The sequence below is a fragment of the Gaetbulibacter sp. M235 genome, from assembly GCF_043876835.1.
Taxonomy (GTDB): domain Bacteria; phylum Bacteroidota; class Bacteroidia; order Flavobacteriales; family Flavobacteriaceae; genus Yeosuana.
The window spans coordinates 20,650-33,004 of record NZ_JBAWJZ010000002.1; the positions used below are offsets into that span (position 1 = coordinate 20,650).

A 12,355-nucleotide genomic window follows, 5' to 3' on the forward strand; every position below is an offset into this window, starting at 1 on the left:
TTTATTTTAATAAAATATTATTGTATTTTTGAACTGTTTTTCAAAATTACGTTTTTTAAATAATAACAAACTGTTTGTAGCGTTAATGTACCAATGAAAAAGAAGTTATTACTATTTGCTTTTTTTATAACAACTTTTATATTCTCTCAGCAAAAGAGATATAATATAGATTGGGCTAATTTTCAAACGCTATCAATTGGAAATTATTCTATTCAAATTCCTTCATTTAACAAAGATAATTTTAGTTTTGATTTAGAAAACGGCTTGCAATTTGTAGCTCAATGGAAAATTACAGGTAATATTAACGAAACAAACGTTACTTTATCAAATGTAACTTATTCTAATGTATCCAAAAGCGATTTAAAAGATTTAGATATAAATAAAATTCCCAATAAACTTGTTTTTCAATTGAAGAATTCAAAAGCCAGAAATGACCAATTTGCATTTTTTCAATTAAGTCCTATAATTAAAGATGGAAATGGTCTTTATAAAAAAGTAACATCATTTACTATCAATTATAATACTGCAGACAATAATTCCTCATCTTTAAATAGAGTTAGTAAAGTAAAACAAATAACTAGTTCTGTTTTAAATTCTGGAGAATGGTATAAGTTTTATGTTGATACTACTGGCGTTTTTAAATTATCCAGAAGTTTTTTGCAACAATTAGGAGTTAATGTAAATAGTGTTGATCCTAGAAATATAAAATTATATGGTAATGGCGGTAATATGATTCCGTATTCCAACTCAATTTCATATCCTTTAGATATTCAAGAGAATGCCATTAAGATTGTTGGAGAAGAAGATGGTGTTTTTAATAGTGAAGATTATATTTTGTTTTATGCTGTTGGTCCAAAAGGATATCAGTCAGAAAGTAATACAAATATAAATTGCTATTCAGATAAAACGTATTATTTCCTTAATGTTGGTTCAGGAACAGGAAAGCGCATTCAACCTTTTTCACAACCAGCTGGAACTATTGATATGAATATTAACACGTATCAAGATTATCAATTTCATGAGAAAGACGATTATAATATTGCTTCATTAGGCAGACGTTGGTTTGGGGACAGATTTGATATTGTAAATAATAAATCTTTTAAGTTTGATTTCCCTGGTTTAGTTGCAACAGAGCCTATTAAAATAAAAGTTTATGCTGTGGCTGTTTCTTCGTCTCAAACATCTATGCAACTTGGGGTTAATGGCAGTTCGGTTGCCACATTGTCACTTTCGGCATCATCATCTCCAATTGTTGCAAGCGAAGCAATATATAATGGAAATGTTACAGTAAATTCCTCAAACATTTCGGTTAATCTTAATTTTGATAACTTAGGAAATCCAAGTGCACTGGCATATTTAGATTATATTTCTATTGAAGCTACTTGTGATTTAAGTTTTTCGGGCAAGCAATTTCAGTTTAAAAATAATGCAACAGCTTTGGCGTCTGGTATTGGACAATACACAGTGAAAAATGCTTCTCAAGTTTCTGAAATATGGGATGTGACAGATATTTATAATGTATCTAATTTTATAAATTCAGATAATCAAGCAAATCTTAGTTTTACTTTTCCACTTGGAACTTTAAAAGAATATGTTGCTGTTACATCTTCAGACTATTTAGAACCCAAAAGAGAATCAAATTCAATAGTAAACAATCAAAATATAAAGGGCACCATTTTTTTGAATAGCCAAGGCCAGTTTCAAGATGTTGATTATATTATTATTTCACCAAATAATATGATAAGCGAAGCTGAGCGTTTAGCACAAATAGACAGAAATCAATATAATCTAAATATAAAGGTTGTTGGTTTAAATGAAATTTATAATGAGTTCAGCACAGGAAATCAAGATGTCGGGGCAATAAGAAACTTAATTAAATATGTGTATGATAATGCCAGTGCAACAGATAAAAGAATAAAATATGTCTGTTTGTTTGGCGATGCATCATTTGATTATAAAAACCGAATTTCAAATAATACCAATATAGTTCCTTCATGGCATGCATATAATAGTTTTAGTTATACAAACTCGTATGTTTCTGATGATTTTTTTGGAATGATGGATATTGGAGAAGGAACAATGTCTACAAGTGATAAGTTAGATATTGCTGTTGGAAGAATTCTTGCTGACACTCCAACTAGAGCTAAAGAACTGGTTGATAAAATTGACTCCTATTATAAAAAAGAATCATTTGGAAGCTGGAGAAATAATGTGGTTGTCGTATCAGATGATGTAGATCAAGATTGGGAAGGAATATTACAGGAAACAACAGATAACATAGGAAATCTAATTACCCAGTCAAAACCTTTTATGAATGTGGTTAAAATTCATGCAGATTCCTTTAAACAGGAATCTTCTTCAGGAGGTAACACATATCCTCAGGTAACCGAAGCGATGGTAAATGCAATTGATAATGGAACTTTGGTTATTAATTACTTTGGTCATGGTGGTGAAGATGGTTTGGCCTCAGAACGTATATTGTTAAAGCCAAACATTTTGGCTCTTAGAAATTATTTTAAACTGAATTGTTTTGTTACCGTAACCTGTGAATTTACAAGATTCGATAACCCGTTAAGGCAAACAGCCGGAGAGTTTGATTACTGGAATAAAGATGCTGGAGCCATTGGATTAATTACTACAACAAGACAAATTTTTGTAACGACTGGCATTTCATTTAATAACGAGTTGGGTAAATATTTGTATTCATATAACCCGAATGATTCATATGAGGATTATGAATATCCATCAATGGCCGAAGCATTAAGACTTACAAAAATTGACCCTGCAATTTCTGGAATTAGTCAGCGTCGTTTAGTATTTTTTATTGGTGATCCAGCAATGAAATTGGCATTTCCAAAGCCAAATGTGAGACTTACAAAAATTAACGATATTCCTATTGGGCAATCAACAGATACTTTAAAAGCATTAAGTCATATCAAGCTTGCTGGTGAGGTAACTGATATTTCTGGAAATGTTTTAAATAATTACAATGGATCTTTATCTACAACTATATATGATAAAGAAATAAATAGGCAAACTCTAGCCAATGACGGAACAAGATTAAATGGACAACTTGTTAAAATGGATTTTACCACATTAGGTGAGATTATTTTTAGAGGTCAGGCAACCGTTGCAAATGGTTTATTTGAATTTGATTTTGTTGTGCCTAAAGATATTGGCATACCTGTTGGCTTTGGAAAAGTAAGTTTTTATGCAAAAAACGGAACTGCTTTAGAAGATCAAACTGGAGCAAGCGTTAATACCGTTAAAATTGGAGGTGTGAATGATAATGCACCAACAGATGATGTTGGTCCAGTAATAGCACTTTATATGAATGATGAAAGCTTTGTATCAGGTGGAATTACGAATGAATCACCAACATTATTAGTTAAGTTAGAAGATTTAAATGGAATAAATACAGCAAGTGGAATAGGTCATGATATTGTAGCAATTCTTGATGGTAATGAAACAAATCCTTTTATTTTAAATGATTATTATCAAACAGAATTAGATAATTATCAAAAAGGCGTTGTGAGTTTTCCTTTTAGAGATTTATCACCAGGGTTACATACTTTAACAATAAAAGCATGGGATGTTTACAATAATTCCTCAACTGCAGAAATTCAATTTATTGTATACGATAAAGATCAGGAATTGGTTATAAATAACGTGCTTAATTATCCAAATCCATTCGTAAATTATACAGAATTTTGGTTTAATCACAATAGTTCGGAGTCTTTAGACGTTTCTATTCAAATATTCACCGTGTCAGGAAAGTTAGTTAGAACCTTAAACGGACAAACAACCTCTGGTATTTATACTACTAGCTCGCTTTCAAGAGATATTGTTTGGGATGGAAGAGACGATTTTGGTGATAAAATAGGAAAAGGAGTCTATATTTATAAATTGACTGTAAGGTCACCACTTTTAAATAAGAAAGTTGAAAAAATTGAGAAACTTGTTATACTATAATAAAGGATTATATTTGTTAAATTAAATTATCTAAATGAAAAAAGTAATAATTGCCATTGCCTTAGTTTTACTTATTGTTAAAGTAAACGCCCAAACAACCATAATACCAAATGCTAATGATAGTAGAGTAATAACCACTGGAATTCCGTTTGTGCTAATTGCCTCAGATGCTAGAGCTGCAGCTATGGGAGACATGGGAGTCGCTACTTCTGTAGACGCATATTCACAACAATGGAATTCATCTAAATATGTGTTTTCTGAAACTAAACAAGGAATAGGAATAAGCTATACCCCATATTTAAGTAAGTTGGTAAACGATATTTTTTTAGGAAATGTCACTTATTTTAATAGATTAGACGAGCGTAGTGCCTTTGCTGTCAGCTTTAAATATTTTTCATTAGGTGATATTGAATTTGTTACTGATGAATTTTCTACCGCATTAATTCAAAGACCTAATGAGCTTACTATAGATGCATCTTATGCATTACGATTAACAGATCAATTTGGAATGTCGGTAGCCATGCGTTATTTGCGTTCAGATTTAAAATTAGATGGTGTTGATGGTGATGCTACGCCAGCAAGTACTTTTGGTGTTGATATTTCTGGATATTACCAAAGCGAAGAAGAAGCCTATGCAGATTTTAACGGACGTTGGAGAATGGGGTTTGCCATTCAAAATTTAGGACCAAAATTTAAATATGATCAAGGAGGACAAGAGAATTTTCAGCCTACCAACTTAAGATTAGGAGCAGGGTTTGATTTTATTTTTGATGATTATAATAAAGTGTCTGTTACGGCCGAAGTTGCTAAATTGTTAGTGCCAACACCTCCAATTTATGGAACAGTAGATGAAAATAATAATGGTGTTGCAGACGAAGGTGAAGAAGTGGTTATTTATAAAGGAAAAGATCCAAATGTGGACTTTTTATCTGGGATTTTCCAATCTTTTGGTGATGCTCCAGGAGGTTTTAGTGAAGAGCTAAAAGAATTTACATGGTCTTTAGGTGCTGAATATTTATATCAAGACTCCTTTGCTTTTAGAGCAGGTTATTTTAATGAAAGCGAAGAAAAAGGTGCTAGAAAGTTTTTGGCGTTAGGAGCAGGTTTCAAATATAATGTTGTAAATATTGATTTATCATATTTGTTCTCAGCATCAAAAGTTCAAAGTCCACTAGAAAACACGTTGCGTTTCTCATTAACATTCAACATAGGAGCAGGAGAGTATAACGAATATTAATTGTTTTTAAATTCACAATAAAAAGACTATTGTCCTATCCAACGGGCAATAGTTTTTTTGTTTCAAATTGTTTCTTAACTTTATAGAAGGAAATACTATATGAAGGAAATAAAAATAGAATCTACTCTTTATCTGTTTGAAAGTTTAGAAGAATTGCCAAAAGAAGTCACATTTCTAATGGGTAAAGCTGTTGAGGCAAGAGAAAAAGCATATGCACCATATTCGAACTTTTACGTAGGCGCTGCATTGTTGTTAGATAACAATGAAATAATTACTGGCAGTAATCAAGAAAATGCATCTTATCCATCAGGTTTATGCGCCGAACGTACAGCTATATACTATGCTAATTCGCAATACCCTGACTCCAAAATTGTTAGAATGGCTATAACAGCTGGCTCAAAAAAAAACCAAACAACCTCACCAATACCTCCATGTGGAGCTTGTAGGCAGGCTATTGCCGAATATGAAGTGAAACAAGATGCACCTATAGAAATTTATTTTATGGGAGAAGTTGGTAAAATTGCAAAATCAAACTCCTTGGCAAATTTATTGCCTCTTATTTTTGATAAGTCTGTACTTTAATATTTTAAGCTATTTAATGATTTTTGATTGTTGAAATTGGTTATTTTATTAATTAATAATCATTTTTTGTTAAATATTCAAAATTGAGTATAAAGCGCTTTTTTTTTGATATTTTTTTTACTTTAATTAATATACGTTTTCCCAATAACATACAAAGTATTACTTTTGTACTTTTCATAAGTAAAAATTAATAATAGTCGATGCAAAAAATCACTAAAAATACATACCTTAAATGGTATGAAGACATGCTGTTCTGGAGAAAATTCGAAGATAAGTTGGCAGCAGTGTATATCCAACAAAAAGTAAGAGGTTTTCTTCATTTATATAATGGTCAAGAAGCCATATTGGCAGGAGCGTTACATGCTATGGATTTGACTAAAGATAAAATGATTACTGCTTATAGAAACCACGTGCAGCCAATTGGTATGGGAGTTGACCCTAGACGTGTTATGGCGGAGTTATATGGAAAGGCAACAGGAACATCCCAAGGTTTAGGTGGTTCTATGCACATTTTTTCAAAAGAACACCGTTTCTATGGTGGTCATGGTATAGTTGGAGGCCAAATTCCATTAGGTGCTGGTATTGCTTTTGGTGATAAATACCATGGTAGTGATGCTGTTACCTTATGTTGTTTTGGAGATGGTGCAGCTCGCCAAGGATCATTACATGAAACTTTTAACTTAGCAATGTTATGGAAGTTACCAGTAGTATTTGTTTGTGAAAACAATGGATACGCAATGGGAACATCAGTTGCAAGAACAGCAAATCATACCGATGTTTGGAAACTTGGAAAAGGTTATGAAATGCCTTGTGGACCTGTTGATGGAATGAACCCAATTAAAGTTGCCGAAGCATTTGATGAAGCTATTCAAAGAGCACGTAGAGGTGAAGGTCCTACATTTTTAGAATTGAAAACATATCGATATAGAGGACATTCTATGAGTGATGCTCAACACTATCGTACTAAAGATGAGGTTGAAGAATACAAAAAAATCGACCCTATTACTCAGATTAAAAATATCATATTAGAAAATAAATACGCGACTGAAGCTGATATAAAAGTCATTGATAGTCGTGTGAAAGATTTGGTGGAAGAATGTGAGAAGTTTGCTGAAGAATCACCATTTCCAGATAAAAACGTTATGTATGATGTGGTATATGAGCAAAGAGATTATCCATTTATACAACATAAATTATAAGCTATGGCAGAAATTATAAATATGCCTCGTTTGAGTGACACCATGGAAGAAGGTACTGTGGCCACTTGGTTAAAAAAAGTTGGAGACAAAGTAAGCGAAGGCGATATTTTAGCAGAAATTGAAACTGATAAGGCTACTATGGAATTCGAATCATTTCATGAAGGAACCTTGTTATATATTGGTGTTCAAGAAGGGCAAACAACAAAAGTAGATGAGTTACTTGCTATTATAGGTGATAAAGACGAAGATATTTCAGGACTTATTACTGGTGGCACTTCACAAAAAAAGGAAGAGAATGTAACTAAAGAAGTTAAGAAAGAAGAGCCTGCTAAAGTAGCTTCAGCAAATGTTGAGATTCCAGAAGGCGTTACTGTGGTCACTATGCCTCGTTTAAGTGATACCATGGAAGAAGGAACTGTAGCTACTTGGTTGAAAAAAATTGGTGATAAAGTAAGTGAAGGAGAAATATTGGCAGAAATTGAAACAGATAAAGCTACTATGGAGTTTGAATCTTTTCAATCAGGTACTTTATTATATATTGGAATAAATGCTGGTGAATCTGCAAAGATTGATTCACTTTTAGCAATCATTGGTCCTGCTGGTACAGATGTATCAAATATCGTAGCTAATTTCAATACTAATGCTGGAACAACTAAAACAGAAGAACCTGCAAAAGCTGTTGAAGCTTCAAAACAAGATAATCCTAAACAAGAAGTGAAAGAAACTGTTGCTCCAACAGTTGTTCAAACTTCATCTAACGGAAGATTATATGTGTCACCGTTAGCAAAAAAGATGGCTGATGAAAAAGGTATCAACTTATCTCAAATAAAAGGATCTGGAGAAAACGGAAGAATCGTAAAACGTGATGTAGAAAACTTTACACCTGCAACGGTGTCTTCGGCTGCGGCTGTTGGTAAGTTTGTTCCATCTGGTCAAGAAGATTTTGACGAGAAGCCTAATTCTCAAATGCGTAAAGTAATAGCTAAACGTTTGGCAGAATCTAAATTTACAGCTCCTCACTATTACTTAAATGTTGAGTTTGATATGGATAATGCAATCGCTTTCCGTACACAGTTTAACACAATTCCTGATACAAAAATATCTTACAATGATATGGTGGTTAAGGCTTGTGCGTTAGCATTGAAGCAACATCCACAGGTGAATTCACAATGGTTTGCTGATAAAATGCGTTTAAACAATCATGTTCATATTGGTGTGGCTGTAGCTGTTGAAGACGGATTGTTAGTTCCTGTAGTTAAGTTTGCCAATGAGCAAAGTTTACCACAAATTGGAGCTGCAGTTAAAGATTTTGCAGGTAGAGCTAGAAGTAAAAAACTAACCCCTCAAGAAATGGAAGGTAGTACCTTTACAATTTCTAATTTAGGTATGTTTGGTATTGAAAGTTTTACATCAATTATAAATCAACCTAACTCAGCAATTTTATCTGTTGGTAACATTATCCAAAAACCAGTTGTTAAAAATGGACAAATAGTTGTGGGTAATACCATGAAATTATCATTGGCCTGTGACCACAGAACGGTTGATGGTGCTACTGGTGCACAATTTCTTCAAACATTAAAAGGATATATTGAAAATCCTGTAACGATGTTAGTATAATTTGTCATTCTGAACTTATTTCAGAATCTCCAAATAAATATCAAACCTGCTTCAAGTAAACGAAGCAGGTTTTTTTGTTTTTATTCTGAAGTTGTAGGATCAATAATAGTTGACACTTCACTTATAGAATTAGCAGGAAATCCTCCTTGTTTGGCGTGTTCTAATACTAACTCTTTGTTTGGAGCTATGTAAACACAATAAATTTTATCTTCAGTTACATAACTATGAACCCAATTAATTTCTGACCCTAAATCTTGCAATACTTTGCAAGAAGTTTGTGAAATTCCTTTTAATTGTTCTTGAGTTAATTTTCCTGCTCCAGGAATTTCTCTCTCTATTACGTATTTTGGCATGATATAAAAATATTAAGTTAGTATCATTTTTATTGTGAGATAATCATATTTTTTAGTGACCATAAAATATAAAGGACGTCTTTTTTTGTGTTCTCATCGACACCATTTTTATCTAAAGCCATAAAAATATCATCAATGGTATGCATATATTCAGCATGGCTAATGTTCATGCCTTTATGTGCTGTAACCATGTCTCTTCCAGAATATACAATTGGGCCACCACTACCAGCACTAAAAAAATCTACGGTGTGTTTTTTAACTAGATTCATTTGTTCTGGTTGGTCTTTGTAAGGAAGAAATCTGGCTTGAATATTTGGATTGTTCATGTGGTTTTCAACGGTATCATCAACAATTATTGAAATACCTTCTGTGCCACCTAATCTTTCAAAAAGTGATTTACTCATAATTTTTTATTTATTGGTTAGCAATAAATTTATGCAATCAAAAGAGGAAGTACATCTAAATTTAATCCAAATTAGTGCAATTTTGGTTCATTTTAATAAATATCTAAACTATATGCTGTTGAATATATTTTGAAGGCAGAATACTGTATTTGTCTAAAAAGCATTTTGAAAAATATGCGGCACTATTAAAACCGGTTTCAAAAGCTATTTCAGAAATGTTGCCATTTTGATTATGTAATAAATCTAATGCTTTATGTAACCTGAATTCTTTTAAAAAATTATTGGGTGATTGTCCTGTTAAGTTTTTTAATTTCCTGTTTAATTGAGATTTGCTATAGCCTAAAGATTCGCTAAACTGACTTATATTAAAATCTGGATTTTGCCAAACACTTTCAATAAAGTTGATTAATTGGGTTAGAAATTTTATTTCAGAAGGGGATAAAATTCTTACTAAATCCTTGTCAATAGTAGCATTTCGGTTTTCATTTTCATAAAGGGAATTAATTTCTGTAGTAATAACAAAAGGTTCCTTTATAAAATCGCACATACGAGTTGTTAAGGTAATGGCATCTTCAAAAATATTATCTTTTTTGGTAACTGGATTTCCACAACTTAATGCGATTTTTAATTTTCTGCTGGAAATGTCAAATTTTGGAGTTACATATTTAAATTGAAAATTAATTTTTTGAGCACACGAAACAGCATCGGTAACCGATTTAAACGATACTAAATAAGTGTTGTTATTTTTTTTTACAATATTTCCTTTAAACTCATTTAGGCGTTTTGAAACACTGTTATGAAATTTTTGAGTGAATATCGTAAATTGATTAGCTTCAAGTCGGTTCAAATAATTACTTGTTTCAATAACCATTAACACTCTAAAAGCAGACTCGTTAATAATATTTAAATCTTTATTTTGTAAATTTTCAGGGTCTTCAATCCTGCCTAAAAAAGCTTCAACTATATGTTTGTTGACTTCAATTATGCTATTTGGAAATTGACCATGAGCTTGGTTATGCATGTCTTGAAGTGCCTTTTTTGTTGGAGCTTCAACTAAGCAAAAAGCTGTTCTTCTCTTTTCATCAAACCAATAAGTCATTCCTTTACAACCAAATAAATGCTGTACTTTCAAATCTTCTTGATGCATTTTCGCCAAATGCTCTGCTGTAGTGCCTTCAGGTATATCATGACGATCCATATATAGTGGCATAGTTGACTGTATTTTTCATACAAGTTAATGATTATTAATGTATTGTACAATAGTAATTTAGGTGTTGAAATTAGTGGTTATTTTAATTTAAGTTAAAAAGTAATGTTAGGCTTATTTTTTTATCTTTAAAGTCAATTAGAATATTTTATGAAAAAAATTTTAGCGATTATATGTGTGCTTTTAAGCCTGAGCTGTAAATCTCAAGAAAAAGAGCAAATTAATGACACTTTTATCAATATAAGTGAAGTTAAAGAGTCAGTTCAATTTTTGACTTCTGATGCTTTAAAAGGCAGAAATACAGGAACAGAGGGAATAGAAATGGCAGCAAATTACATTGAAAACATTTTTAATAAAAATAATATCAAGCCCTATTTTGAAACATACAGAGATACTTTTAAAGTGAAAGATTTTGTAGGTTCAAATATTGTTGGTTTTATTGAAGGCAATGATCCAGAATTAAAAAATGAAATTGTCGTTATTGGAGCTCACTATGATCATATAGGATTTGGCAAAGTTATTGAAAATGATTCTATAGCTAATGGTGCAAATGACAATGCAGCAGGAACAAGTGCCGTTTTAGCATTTGCTGAATATTTTTCTAATGCAAAAAGTAATAAGCGAAGTATCATATTTGCCTTGTTTTCTGGTGAAGAAATGGGATTATTGGGTTCGGACCATTTAGCAAAAAAACTTAAAGAGCAAAATGTTAATTTATATACAATGCTAAATTTTGAAATGATAGGTGTCCCTTTTAAAGATAGGGATTATGAAGCGTTTGTTACGGGTTATGATTTAAGTAATATGGCCGAAAAGATGAATGCATACATAGGTTCAAATTATATTGGAAAATCAGATGTGTCGGTTAAATACAGTTTGTTCAAACGTTCAGATAATTATCCGTTTTATACTGCGTTTAACGTGCCTTGTCAAACCATTTCTTCTTGCGACTTAACAAATTATGATTACTATCACCACGTAGATGATGAAGCAGATAAATTAGATTATGAACATATGAGTAATTTAATAACTGCGATGATTCCTGCTTTAGTGCAAATATGTAATTCACCAACCAAAGAAATCAAAATGAATGATGAGTAAACATGTTATCATAACAGGAACCAGTAGAGGTATAGGCTTTGAGTTGGTACAGCTGTTTGCAAAAGCTGGTCACAAAGTATTAGCGCTTTCACGAAATGAAAAACCAATACAAGATTTAAAGCTAAATAATGTTAATGCATTTTCATTTGATTTAAATGATGGCGAAGCTTATAAAAAGGTTGAAGATTTTGTGAATAAAAATTGGCAGAAAGTAGATATATTAATAAATAATGCAGGAAAGCTTGTTAATAAACCATTTTCAGAAATCAGTATGCAAGATTTTGAAAATGTTTATAAAACAAATGTGTTTGGAGTAGCAGAATTAACTCGAATTGTTTTGCCTTTTATGAAAAATGAAAGTCATGTTGTTACTATAAGCTCAATGGGTGGTGTACAAGGAAGCATGAAATTTCCAGGATTGGCTGCTTATAGTTCTAGCAAAGGCGCAGTTATTACATTAACTGAATTGTTGGCAGAAGAATATAAAGATTCGGGTATTTCGTTCAATGTATTAGCCTTAGGGGCAGTACAGACTGAAATGTTGGAAGAAGCATTTCCCGGTTATAAAGCATCTACTTCAGCTTTAGAAATGGCACAATATATTTTTGAATTTTCGCTCACCGGAAACAAATACTACAATGGTAAATTGTTGCAGGTTTCTAATTCTACGCCTTAATAATCAT

Annotated in this window: 10 protein-coding genes; 7 read left to right on the plus strand and 3 right to left on the minus strand. The window is 31.9% G+C overall.

All coding sequences use genetic code 11. The features are described 5' to 3' along the window. The first annotated feature begins 93 nt into the window (after window positions 1-93). The 5 genes from porU (at window position 94) to V8G69_RS02740 (ending at window position 8,607) form a co-directional block, all read left to right on the plus strand. Window positions 94-3,972, plus strand: coding sequence for a type IX secretion system sortase PorU (gene porU / locus V8G69_RS02720; protein ID WP_394880209.1), 3,879 nt, complete (start codon window positions 94-96; stop codon window positions 3,970-3,972). A gap of 34 nt (window positions 3,973-4,006) precedes the next feature. After that, window positions 4,007-5,209 carry a type IX secretion system outer membrane channel protein PorV gene (gene porV / locus V8G69_RS02725; protein ID WP_394880211.1) on the plus strand — a complete coding sequence of 401 codons (1,203 nt, stop codon included), beginning with the start codon at window positions 4,007-4,009 and terminating at the stop codon, window positions 5,207-5,209. A 99-nt stretch (window positions 5,210-5,308) separates the two neighbouring features. Then, a complete protein-coding gene (gene cdd, locus V8G69_RS02730) occupies window positions 5,309-5,791 on the plus strand; it encodes a cytidine deaminase (protein WP_394880213.1) in 483 nt (160 codons plus the stop codon). Between the two features lie 200 nt (window positions 5,792-5,991). Next, complete coding sequence (gene pdhA, locus V8G69_RS02735) at window positions 5,992-6,990, plus strand: pyruvate dehydrogenase (acetyl-transferring) E1 component subunit alpha (RefSeq protein WP_394880215.1); 999 nt, start codon at window positions 5,992-5,994, stop codon at window positions 6,988-6,990. 3 nt (window positions 6,991-6,993) lie between these two features. Continuing rightward, window positions 6,994-8,607, plus strand: coding sequence for a pyruvate dehydrogenase complex dihydrolipoamide acetyltransferase (locus tag V8G69_RS02740; protein ID WP_394880217.1), 1,614 nt, complete (start codon window positions 6,994-6,996; stop codon window positions 8,605-8,607). An 80-nt stretch (window positions 8,608-8,687) separates the two neighbouring features. On the opposite strand, the gene V8G69_RS02745 is transcribed toward V8G69_RS02740, so the two are convergent. The 3 genes from V8G69_RS02745 to V8G69_RS02755 all read right to left on the minus strand — a co-directional run bounded on the left by V8G69_RS02745 (window position 8,688) and on the right by V8G69_RS02755 (window position 10,574). Beyond that, complete coding sequence (locus V8G69_RS02745) at window positions 8,688-8,960, minus strand: DUF4242 domain-containing protein (protein WP_394880218.1); 273 nt, start codon at window positions 8,958-8,960, stop codon at window positions 8,688-8,690. 29 nt (window positions 8,961-8,989) lie between these two features. Then, a complete protein-coding gene (locus V8G69_RS02750; RefSeq protein ID WP_394880219.1) occupies window positions 8,990-9,364 on the minus strand; it encodes a group 1 truncated hemoglobin in 375 nt (124 codons plus the stop codon). Window positions 9,365-9,467: 103 nt separating this feature from the next. Then, the gene (locus tag V8G69_RS02755) at window positions 9,468-10,574 is read right to left on the minus strand and encodes a nickel-binding protein (RefSeq protein ID WP_394880220.1); all 1,107 of its coding nucleotides are present in this window, start codon (window positions 10,572-10,574) and stop codon (window positions 9,468-9,470) included. A gap of 147 nt (window positions 10,575-10,721) precedes the next feature. Between V8G69_RS02755 and V8G69_RS02760 the strand changes: the two genes are divergently transcribed. Then, complete coding sequence (locus tag V8G69_RS02760) at window positions 10,722-11,672, plus strand: M28 family peptidase (protein ID WP_394880221.1); 951 nt, start codon at window positions 10,722-10,724, stop codon at window positions 11,670-11,672. Continuing rightward, window positions 11,662-12,348, plus strand: a complete 687-nt coding sequence (locus tag V8G69_RS02765; RefSeq protein ID WP_394880223.1) for an SDR family NAD(P)-dependent oxidoreductase — start codon at window positions 11,662-11,664, stop codon at window positions 12,346-12,348. Before V8G69_RS02760 ends, V8G69_RS02765 begins: the two co-directional genes overlap by 11 nt. Window positions 12,349-12,355 lie beyond the last annotated feature (7 nt).

Coding starts and splice junctions, on each gene's coding strand:
- porU (WP_394880209.1), top strand. CDS start 94: ATGAAAAAGAAGTTATTACTATTTGCTTTTTTTATAACAACTTTTATA.
- porV (WP_394880211.1), top strand. CDS start 4,007: ATGAAAAAAGTAATAATTGCCATTGCCTTAGTTTTACTTATTGTTAAA.
- cdd (WP_394880213.1), top strand. CDS start 5,309: ATGAAGGAAATAAAAATAGAATCTACTCTTTATCTGTTTGAAAGTTTA.
- pdhA (WP_394880215.1), top strand. CDS start 5,992: ATGCAAAAAATCACTAAAAATACATACCTTAAATGGTATGAAGACATG.
- V8G69_RS02740 (WP_394880217.1), top strand. CDS start 6,994: ATGGCAGAAATTATAAATATGCCTCGTTTGAGTGACACCATGGAAGAA.
- V8G69_RS02745 (WP_394880218.1), bottom strand. CDS start 8,960: ATGCCAAAATACGTAATAGAGAGAGAAATTCCTGGAGCAGGAAAATTA.
- V8G69_RS02750 (WP_394880219.1), bottom strand. CDS start 9,364: ATGAGTAAATCACTTTTTGAAAGATTAGGTGGCACAGAAGGTATTTCA.
- V8G69_RS02755 (WP_394880220.1), bottom strand. CDS start 10,574: ATGCCACTATATATGGATCGTCATGATATACCTGAAGGCACTACAGCA.
- V8G69_RS02760 (WP_394880221.1), top strand. CDS start 10,722: ATGAAAAAAATTTTAGCGATTATATGTGTGCTTTTAAGCCTGAGCTGT.
- V8G69_RS02765 (WP_394880223.1), top strand. CDS start 11,662: ATGATGAGTAAACATGTTATCATAACAGGAACCAGTAGAGGTATAGGC.